This window comes from Methylobacterium trifolii, assembly GCF_022179685.1.
GTDB classification, from domain to species: Bacteria; Pseudomonadota; Alphaproteobacteria; order Rhizobiales; family Beijerinckiaceae; genus Methylobacterium; species Methylobacterium trifolii.
Map to the genome: position 1 here is coordinate 1 of NZ_BPRB01000266.1, position 7,595 is coordinate 7,595.

Below are 7,595 nucleotides of genomic sequence, written 5' to 3' on the forward strand. Positions count from 1 at the left end.
CGCTCGGGGGCCTCGGCGGCGGCCAGGGGGCTCGTTTCGGTCACGTCCCGGCTCGGTTGTCGTGTGGGAATCGTCCCTCCCCCCTTTGCGGGGGAGGGTGGCCTCGCGTGAGCGAGGGTCGGGTGAGGGGAGCGCCATATCCGGACCCGTCGCTCCCCTCACCCGACCCGCTCCGCGGGCCACCCTCTCCCGCAGAGGGGCGAGGGGGAGTCGCGCCGGTATACTGATCTTCCGGCCAGCGCCTAAGAGAACGAAAAAAGCCCCGGCGTTTCCGCCGGGGCCTCGTCGTGTTCGGTGCCTGCGGCTTAGCGGCGGTCGCCGATCAGCGTGAGCAGGAACTGGAACATGTTGATGAAGTCGAGATACAGCGTCAGGGCGCCGTTGATCGACATCTTGGCCGCCGCCTCACCGTCGAAGCCGCTGTAGAGATACATCTCCTTCAGCTTCTGGGTGTCGTAGGCGGTGAGCCCCGCGAAGATCAGAACGCCGATCAGGGAGATGGCGAACTGGAGCGCGGAGGAGGCCAGGAAGATGTTGACCAGCGAGGCCAGGATCAGGCCGATCAGGCCCATCACCAGGAACGAGCCCATGCCGGACAGGCTGCGCTTGGTGGTGTAGCCGTAGAGGCTGAGGCCGCCGAAGGCCGCCGCGGTGATGAAGAACACCCGCACCACGCTGCCGCCCGTGAACACGAGGAGGAGCGAGGACATCGAGGCGCCCATCACGGCCGCGAAGGCGAAGAACATCATCCGCGCCGAGGAGGCGGACATCCTGTCCATCCGCATCGAGAAGATGAAGATGAACGCCAGCGGCGCAAACATCAGCACCCACTTGAGGGGGCTGTTGTAGAGGGTCTGGCCGAAGGGCGTCAGCGCGAGCTTGCCCGTGGCGGTCGCGGTGGTGGCGGCCATGTTGAGGCCGAGCGCCACGAGGCCGGAGATGCCCAGGCCCACGACCATGTTGTTGTAGACGCCGAGCATGAAGGCGCGCAGGCCCTGGTCGACCTCGACCTGGGTGCCGGCCTGAGTGGGCGCCTGGGCGCCGTATCGGAAGGGGCTGTTGTCAAAGGCCATGGGAGTTTCCTTGAAGAAGCTCTCTCAGCGTGGTGTTTGACGCGAGGCCCACGCAAGGACCTCTGGCGCCGCAGGGCGCCTCGAAGCGGAATATGTTGCGTTGCGCAGCCGCGCACAAGTCCCGTGCCGAGCTTGCGCGCCGGGTTTTCGGCCCGGATCGGATGTAAATTTGTTCATGAACACAGGGATTAAATCGCGTTCAGCCTGTTCGAACGGGACGATCGACTGCTCGCGCAGCCCTTCGGACGCCCCTCAGAACTGCCGGAGATAGGGCGCCGGCTTCTGGCCGAGGATGCGCCAGGTGCCGGCAAGCCCGATCACCACGGCCAGGACCACGGAGAGCGCGGCGGCGACCAGGGCGCCCGAGAGGTCGAGGGCGAAGTCGAGGCGCATCACCTTCGTGACGATGACCCAGCCGGCCGCCGTCCCGGCGATCAGCCCGAACAGGGCGGTGACGAGCCCGAGCACCCCGTATTCGAGGGCGTAGGCCGAGAGCAGCCGCCTGCGCGTGGCGCCCAGCACCTTGAGGACCACGGCGTCGTAGAGCCGGGCGCGGTGGCCGGCGGCGATGGCGCCGGCGAGCACGAACAGGCTCGCGAGCACGGCGACGGCGCTGGCCCCGCGGATCGCCAGGACGAGCTTGCCCACGAGGTCGCCGACCGCGTCGAGGGCGTCCTTCACCCGCACGCTGGTCACGGAGGGGAAGGCGTGGGCGACGTCGCGCAGCACCCGGTTCTCCAGGGGCGCATCGGTGCCGCCGGGCAGCGTCAGGGTCGCGAGGTCGGAATGCGGCGCCCCGCGGAAGGTGCCCTCGGAGAAGACCATGACGAAGTTGATGCCGAGGTTGCGCCACTCGACCTTGCGCAGGTTGGCGATCTTCGCGGTCAGGTCGCGCCCGAGCACGTTGACGGTGACGCTGCTGCCGATCTCCAGGCCGAGGTTGCGCGCCAACTCCGATTCGAAGGAGACCAGCGGCGCCTTGCCTTCCTCGGCCGTCCACCACTTGCCGGCCGTGATGGTGGAGCCGTCCGGCGGCTCGTCGGCGTAGGTGATGCCGCGGTCCCCATCGAGCACCCAGGCCGCGTCCTCCGGCGGCCTGATCTGCCCCGCGGGAACGCCGTTCAGGGCGACGATCCGCCCGCGCATCATCGGCACCCGCTCGACCTTGGCGGCGGGTGCGGCCCGCGCCAGGAAGTCGTGGAAAGCGGGGGCGTCGCGGGCCGGGATGTCGAGGAAGAACAGGTTCGGGGCGCGCGCCGGCAGGGTCGCCGAGATCGTGCGGCGCACGTTGGCGTCGATCAGGCTCAGGGTCACCAGCAGCGTGACGCCGAGGCCGAGCGACAGTACGATGGCCGGGGTCAGCGCACCGGGCCGATGGAGGTTGGCCAAAGCCATCCGCGGGGCCGGCCAGGACGGATGCGGCAGGCGGCGGGCGAGCGCCATGACGCCCAGGGCCACGAGGCGCAGCAGCCCGAAGGCGATGCCGGCGGCCGCGATGAAGATCATCGCCACCCGCCGGTCGAAGGCCGTGGCGACGGAGAGCGCCACCAGGGCGACCAGTGCGAGGCCCAGCATCAGCCGGTAGCGCGGGCGGGTGCGGGCGGCGGAGGGGTCTACGGCGTCGCGGAACAGGCCGGAGACCGGCACGTCGTGGGCGTGGCCCAGCGGCGTGATCGCGAAGGCGAAGGCGGTGAGCAGGCCGTAGGCGGCCGCCAGCATCAATTCGCCCGGCGCCAGCGTCGGGTTCAGGGGCAGGGGCAGGTCGGCGGCAAACAGCGCCTGGACCACGAAGGGCAGGCCCGCGCCGACCGTCAGGCCGATGGCGGTGCCGAGGCCGGCGATCAGCATCACCTGGGTGAGGTAGAGGGCGACGACCGTGGAGCCCGGTGCGCCGACGCTCTTCAGGGTCGCGATCGAGCCGCGCTTGCGTTCCACGAAGGCGTGCACGGCGTTGGCCACGCCGATGCCGCCGACGATCAGCGCCGTGAGGCCCACCAGCGTCAGGAACTGGGTGAAGCGCTCGATGCTCTTGGCGAAGCGCGGGTCGGCGTTGGTGCGCGCCCGCATCTCCCAGCCCGCCTCCGGCACGGCCTTGGCGACGCGGGCGGCGGCCGCGTCGAGGTCGCCCTCCGAGGCGTCGGGCAGCAGCAGGCGGTAGCTCCAGCGGTTGAGGCTGCCCGGCTGAACGAGGCCGGTCGTCCGCAGGGTCTCCTGCGACACGATCAGGCGCGGCCCGAAGCCGATGCCGCCGGCGATCTTGTCCGGCTCGGAGACGATGGTCGCGCGGATGGCGACCAGATGGCCGCCCAAGGTGATCCGGTCGCCGAGCTTGAGGTCGAGGCGGGTGAGCAAAGCCGGGTCGGCGGCGGCCCCCGGCACCCCGTCCCGCACGGCCAGCAGGTCGGAAAGCGGCGTCTGCGGCTCGGTGACGAAGGCGCCGGCCGCCGGGTAGAGCCCGTCCACGGCCTTGAGCTCGACCAGCGCCGCGCCCGTCTCGCCCGCCACCGCCATGGCGCGCAGCGAAGCGACGACGCTGACCCGCCCCTGCGCGTCGAGGATCGCGCGCTCGGCAGGCGTCGCCTCGCGGTTGATCAAGCTGTAGCTGAGGTCGGCCCCGAGGATGCGTCGGCCCTCGCGCCCGAGCCCGTCCGAGAGCGAGCGCGAGATCGAGGCCACGCCCGCGATGGCCGCGACGCCGAGCGCGATGCAGGCGAGGAACACGACGAAGCCCGAGAGCCCGCCGCGCAGTTCCCGCAGGGCCAGGCGCAGGGTGAGGGGCAGCCGGGAGGGCCGATGGGCGGGGCCGGGCCGTGACAGGGTTCCGTGCATCAGGCGGCCACCGGCGCCTCGACGAGGCCCGAGCGCAGCCGCACGGTGCGGTCGCAGAGGCGGGCGAGGCCGGCATCGTGCGTGACCAGCACCAGGGTGGCGCCGCGGTCGCGCTTAAGGGCGAACAGCAGGTCCACGATCTGGCGGCCGGTGGCCTCGTCGAGGTTGCCGGTGGGCTCGTCGGCCACCAGGATCGCCGGATCGGGCGCCACCGCGCGGGCGATGGCGACCCGCTGCTGCTCGCCGCCGGAGAGCTGGGCCGGGTAGTGGTGCAGCCTGTGGCCGAGGCCGACCGCTTCGAGCTCCGCCCTGGCGCGGGCCAGCGCCTCGGGCTTGTCGGCCAGTTCCAGGGGCAGGGCCACGTTCTCCAAGGCCGTCATCGTCGGCACGAGGTGGAAGGCCTGGAACACGATGCCGATGCGCCGGCCCCGGAAGCGGGCGAGCGCGTCCTCGTCCAGCCCCCCGAGATCGGTGCCCTCGACGGCGATCGTCCCGGAATCCGGCCGCTCCAGCCCCGCCATCACCATCAGCAGGGTCGACTTGCCGGAGCCGGAAGGCCCAACCAGCCCCACGGCCTCGCCCCGCGCGACGGCGAGCGAGATGCCGCGCAGGACATGGACGCGCGCCGCCCCCCGGCCGAGGCTGAGATCGACGTCGGAGAGCACGATGGCGGGGTCGGGCATCTTGCCGGCGGTCACGGACGGGCCGATCTGTGGGCGATGACGAGCATGGCGGATGGGGCTTTGGCGTGGCTGCGACGGGTTTCGAAGGCTCCGGCAGGGATCGTGCCGGGACGGGATGGGCGCGATATGGACGCTGCCAGGGGACGGCGCCATGACGGCCGCCGCAGGGCGGGGCTGATGGCGCTCTTTGCCGCAGCCACCCTCGGCCTGTCGAGCCCGGCGGGCGCGCAGGCCCCCCGGCCCCTGAAGCTCGTGGCCCTGGGCGACAGCCTGACCGCCGGCTACCGCCTGCCGGCGGACGCGGCCTTCCCGGCCGTGCTGGAGCGGGCCCTGGCGACGAAGGGCCTCCGGGTCTCGGTCGCCAATGCCGGCGTCTCGGGGGAGACCGCCACCAACGGCCTCGACCGGGTCGAGTGGTCGGTGCCGGACGGGACGGACGGGGTGATCCTCGAACTCGGCGCCAACGACATGCTGCGCGGCACCGACCCCGCGGTGACCAAGAAGGCGCTGGACACGATCATCGCCGGGCTGAAGGCCCGCGGCATCCCGGTGCTGCTCGCCGGCATGCGCGCCTCGGCCAACCTCGGGCCGGACTACGTCGCCCGCTTCGACGCGATCTATCCCGATCTCGCCCGGCAATACGGCCTGGTGCTCTACCCGTTCTTCCTGGAAGGCATCGCGGGCGACCGGGCCTACAACCTCGACGACGGCCTCCACCCCAACGTGAAGGGCGTCGAGGCCATCGTCTCCGGCATCCTGCCCTCGGTGGAGACCTTCGTGGGACGGCTCGGAGCGCCGACGAAGTAGCCGACACCATCGGGTCGAAAAGAGATGCCCCGCCTGTTCACCGGACTGGAAATCCCGCCCGCCCTCGGCGACGCCCTGGCGCGGTATCGCGGCGGCATCCCCGGCGCGCGCTGGATCGAGCCCGCCGACTACCACATCACCCTGCGTTTCCTCGGCGACGTGGACGCGGACGTGGCCGAGGACGCCGTCGAGGCCCTGGCGGAGATGCGCCCGCGCCCCGCCATCACCGTCACCCTCGACGGGCTCGGGGCCTTCGGCGGCGAGAAGCCGCGGGCGCTCTACGCCTCGGTGGCGGGGAACGCGGCGCTCGCCGACCTCCAGGCCGAGCAGGAGCGGCTGATCCGCCGGGCGGGGGTGGAGCCGGACCGGCGCAAGTTCGTGCCCCACGTGACCCTCGCCCGGCTGAAGCGCGCGGCGAGCCCCGAGGACGTGGCGATGTACCTGTCGCAATCCGGGCTGTTCGAGCCCCTGACGTTCTCTGCGACGCGGGTGGTGCTGTACTCGGCCCGCGATTCGACGGGGGGTGGGCCTTACGTGGTGGAGGCGGCGTTCCCGTTCGCATGAAAGGCTGCCGCGCGGGTCACAGCCGGCGCAGGGCCACGCTCTCGATGCGGTGGCTCGCGCCCTTGGCCAGGATCAGGCTGGCGCGCTGGCGGGTCGGCAGGATGTTCTCGCGGAGGTTCGGCAGGTTGATCGTGGTCCAGAGCCGGTCGGCGATGGCCAACGCCTCGGCCTCGGGCACCTCGGCGTATTTCCGGAAGTAGGAGCGCGGATCGCGGAACGCCGTCTGGCGCAGGCGCATGAAGCGCATGACGTACCAGCGGTGCAGGTCGTCCTCGTGCCCGTCGAGGTAGATCGAGAAGTCGAAGAAGTCGGAGACGAAGGGCACCGCCGTGCCGTCGCGCGGCAGGCGGGCCGGCTGGAGCACGTTGAGGCCCTCGACGATCAGGATGTCGGGGCTCTCCACCACCCGCTCCTCGCCGGGCACCCGGTCGTAGACGAGGTGGGAGTAGAGGGGCGCGGTGACCCGCTTCCGGCCCGACTTCACGTCGTGCAGGAACTGCAGCAGGGCCGCCGTGTCGTAGCTCTCGGGAAAGCCCTTGCGCTCCATCGTGCCGTTGCGGGCAAGCTCCGCGTTGGGCAGCAGGAACCCGTCCGTGGTGACGAGGTCGACCCGCGGTGTGTTGGGCCAGCGCGCCAGGAGTGCGGCCAGCACCCGCCCCGTGGTGGACTTGCCGACCGCCACCGAGCCCGCGAGCCCGATGATGTAGGGCAGCTTGGTCTCGCGCTCGGCGAGCAGAAAGCGTTGCGTCGCCTTGAACAGCCCCTGGGTCGCAGCGACGTAGAGAGAGAGCAGGCGCGACAGCGGCAGGTAGATCGCCACCACTTCCTCGATCGAGATCGGGTCGTTGAGGGATTGCAGGCGCTCGATGTCCCCCTGCGTCAGGGTGAGCGGCGTGTCGGCGCGCAACTGCGCCCACGCCTCGCGGCCGAACAGGCGGTAGGGCGAGAGCCGCTCCGAGCCGTCCCCCGTCACCGGGTCCTGGCCGGTCACCGGCGGCGGGCCGGCGGCAGGCGGCTGCGCCCGCGGGGCCTCGCTCACGTGTGGCGCCTCGCGGCCTTCTCGGCGAGCCCGCTCTGGCCCGTGCGGCGCTCCAGCTCGGCCATCACCGCGTCGAGCTCGACCCCGCCCGCCCGCAGCAGGACCACGAGGTGGTAGAGCACGTCCGCCGCCTCGTTCTTCAGGCCGACCTTGTCGCCCTGCACGGCGGCGATGGCGGCCTCCACCGCCTCCTCACCGAGCTTCTTGGCCGCCTTGGCCGGGCCCTCGGACAGCAGCTTGGCGGTGTAGGACTGCTCGGGCGACGTGCCGGCGCGGCTCGCCACCAGGCGCGCGAGGTCGTTCAGCGTGTAATCGGACATGCAGGTTCGTGCATCCTGGCACCCATCCTGGCACCCTTGGCAGGGTCATCGGGTTCCCGTGTCTGCGGCACCGCAGGTCCGCGGGCAAGCCGGAGCGTTGAAATCGCTGCGACTTTGTAGGGCGCGTGCCCTGCAGGATGGTGCCGGATCAAACGTCGAGACGCATCGACAGGCCGGCCGCCGCCATGTGGGCCTTGGCCTCGGCCACGGTGTGCTGGCCGAAATGGAAGATCGAGGCGGCGAGCACGGCGCTCGCGCCACCCTCGGCCACGCCCGCGAC

Annotated in this window: 7 protein-coding genes and 1 pseudogene; 2 read left to right on the forward strand and 6 right to left on the reverse strand. The window is 71.5% G+C overall.

Translation table 11 applies throughout. The annotated features are described in order from the left end of the window. Nucleotides 1–305: 305 nt before the first annotated feature. The 3 genes from COGEMETH_RS21105 to COGEMETH_RS21115 form a co-directional block, all read right to left on the reverse strand. Complete coding sequence (locus COGEMETH_RS21105) at nucleotides 306–1,073, reverse strand: Bax inhibitor-1/YccA family protein (RefSeq protein WP_238184565.1); 768 nt, start codon at nucleotides 1,071–1,073, stop codon at nucleotides 306–308. Nucleotides 1,074–1,325: 252 nt separating this feature from the next. Then, complete coding sequence (locus COGEMETH_RS21110; protein ID WP_238184566.1) at nucleotides 1,326–3,902, reverse strand: ABC transporter permease; 2,577 nt, start codon at nucleotides 3,900–3,902, stop codon at nucleotides 1,326–1,328. Then, the gene (locus COGEMETH_RS21115) at nucleotides 3,902–4,585 is read right to left on the reverse strand and encodes an ABC transporter ATP-binding protein (protein WP_238184569.1); all 684 of its coding nucleotides are present in this window, start codon (nucleotides 4,583–4,585) and stop codon (nucleotides 3,902–3,904) included. The genes COGEMETH_RS21110 and COGEMETH_RS21115 overlap by 1 nt, the downstream gene beginning before the upstream one ends. A gap of 177 nt (nucleotides 4,586–4,762) precedes the next feature. Between COGEMETH_RS21115 and COGEMETH_RS21120 the strand changes: the two genes are divergently transcribed. Then, on the forward strand, nucleotides 4,763–5,392 hold the full coding sequence (locus COGEMETH_RS21120) for an arylesterase (RefSeq protein ID WP_238184570.1): 630 nt from the start codon (nucleotides 4,763–4,765) through the stop codon (nucleotides 5,390–5,392). A 24-nt stretch (nucleotides 5,393–5,416) separates the two neighbouring features. Beyond that, a complete protein-coding gene (gene thpR / locus COGEMETH_RS21125; protein ID WP_238184567.1) occupies nucleotides 5,417–5,956 on the forward strand; it encodes an RNA 2',3'-cyclic phosphodiesterase in 540 nt (179 codons plus the stop codon). A gap of 16 nt (nucleotides 5,957–5,972) precedes the next feature. Here thpR and coaA read toward each other — a convergent pair whose 3' ends face one another. The 3 genes and pseudogenes from coaA to COGEMETH_RS21140 all read right to left on the reverse strand — a co-directional run. Further along, nucleotides 5,973–6,947, reverse strand: a complete 975-nt coding sequence (gene coaA, locus COGEMETH_RS21130) for a type I pantothenate kinase (protein ID WP_238184572.1) — start codon at nucleotides 6,945–6,947, stop codon at nucleotides 5,973–5,975. 44 nt (nucleotides 6,948–6,991) lie between these two features. Beyond that, nucleotides 6,992–7,315 (reverse strand): phosphoribosyl-ATP diphosphatase, encoded by a 324-nt coding sequence (locus tag COGEMETH_RS21135; protein ID WP_238184568.1) that lies wholly within the window; start codon nucleotides 7,313–7,315, stop codon nucleotides 6,992–6,994. Between the two features lie 148 nt (nucleotides 7,316–7,463). Continuing rightward, nucleotides 7,464–7,595, reverse strand: a pseudogene (locus COGEMETH_RS21140) (imidazole glycerol phosphate synthase subunit HisF); the annotation flags it as partial.